Here is a 1,512-nt window from a genome sequence, read left to right on the forward strand (position 1 = left end):
GCCCTGTCGAGCGGCTGGCAGCACGTCGCAGACGACTACTCCTTTCCTGGTGACACCTCCTCCAATTGGGCCGATGAAGGGGCTTTCCCCTACGACGAGCAGTTCGCGCTGGCCCTCGAAGCAGCCATCGTCCGTCTGATGGAGCAGGACGCCCAGACCGAAGCGCGAGCCTGATCATGGCCTCCCACGTGGCACTGCCGGAGGGTTTTCACCTTTCGGCAGCTTCATTCTGGGTTCCTGTGTCCAAAAGGTTAGGACGTGACCCATGAGAACCGGAAGGCCGGGCTGTACACTCCGCCCCAACTGTCACTGCCGCTCGCCTTTTTCCGCTGCCTGACCCCAAGGAGTGTCCCCGACCGTGACCCTGGAAGAACTGATGAACGCCCCCGCCCCGGCCTCGCACTGGGTTCTGGAACAAGACTGCGCCGAAACGGGCCTGAACCCCGAGGACATCCGCGCCGAAATGCTGCGCCGCATCGGTGAAATGAGAAGCAGCATCGAGCGTGGCCTGAAAACCGACGCCCAGAGCATCACGGGCATGGTGGGTTGGAACGCCAAGGGGCTGTGGGACGCGCCCGACGTACTCGGTGCCCCGCTGCTGCGCCGGGTGCAGGCCTACGCGATGGCGGTCAACGAGGAAAACGCTCGCATGGGCCGCATCGTCGCCGCGCCGACGGCGGGCAGCGCGGGCACCATTCCCGGCGCACTGATTGGCGTGGCTGACCATCTCAGCCTTCCCGATGAGAAGCTCGTAGACCCCATGATTCTGGCGGCAGGTGTGGGCAAGGCCATCAGCAAGCGCATGTTCATTTCCGGCGCGGCGGGCGGCTGTCAGGCCGAAATCGGCTCCAGCGCGGCGATGGCGGCGGCAGCGGTGGTGGAACTGCTGGGCGGCTCCCCCCGCGCCGCCGTCCACGCGGCCAGCCTCGCGCTGATGAACACCATTGGGCTGGTGTGCGACCCGGTGGGCGGCTACGTGGAAGTGCCCTGCGTGAGCCGCAACGCCTTTTTTGCCGTCCACGCCGTCAGCGCCGCGCAACTGGCCCTGGCGCAACTGGAATCTTTCATTCCACCTGACGAAGTGCTGGGCGCGATGGCCTCGGTGGGCCGCATGATGCCCGCCGCCCTGCGCGAAACCGCCGACGGTGGACTGGCCCAGACGCCCACGGGCCTCGCCGTGACCGCCCGGATGCAGGGCAAGGAAGGGCAGGCGGAAGGTGACCTGCCAGGGGGCATGACCTCGCTGCCGATGGTGTGAAGCTCGGGTGATGGGTTCGCTGCGCTGATGGAGGATGGAAAAAGAGGCTGGAGTGCATAGGCTCCAGCCTTTTTCGTTTGTGTTCCTTAGAGCTTGACCCAGTGGCCCTGCTGCTTGTGTCTGAAGAACCGACCGACGGAAGCGGCATTGGCTGCCAGTACGACCAGGACCACGCTTCCCATGTCGTCTATCCCCGGCAGGAAGGGCGCGGAGTGAGGCGCGAGCCACTGCCACAGCACCACCGTCAGCCACGC

The 1,512-nt window shown here is 65.8% G+C and carries 1 protein-coding gene; it reads left to right on the forward strand.

Features of this window, described 5'->3' with window-relative positions; genetic code table 11:
* The first annotated feature begins 358 nt into the window (after positions 1-358).
* Positions 359-1,258, forward strand: a complete 900-nt coding sequence (gene sdaAA, locus Q4C89_RS10720; RefSeq protein WP_303102604.1) for an L-serine ammonia-lyase, iron-sulfur-dependent, subunit alpha — start codon at positions 359-361, stop codon at positions 1,256-1,258.
* Positions 1,259-1,512 lie beyond the last annotated feature (254 nt).

The organism is Deinococcus sp. (assembly GCF_030523985.1).
Lineage (GTDB): Bacteria > Deinococcota > Deinococci > Deinococcales > Deinococcaceae > Deinococcus.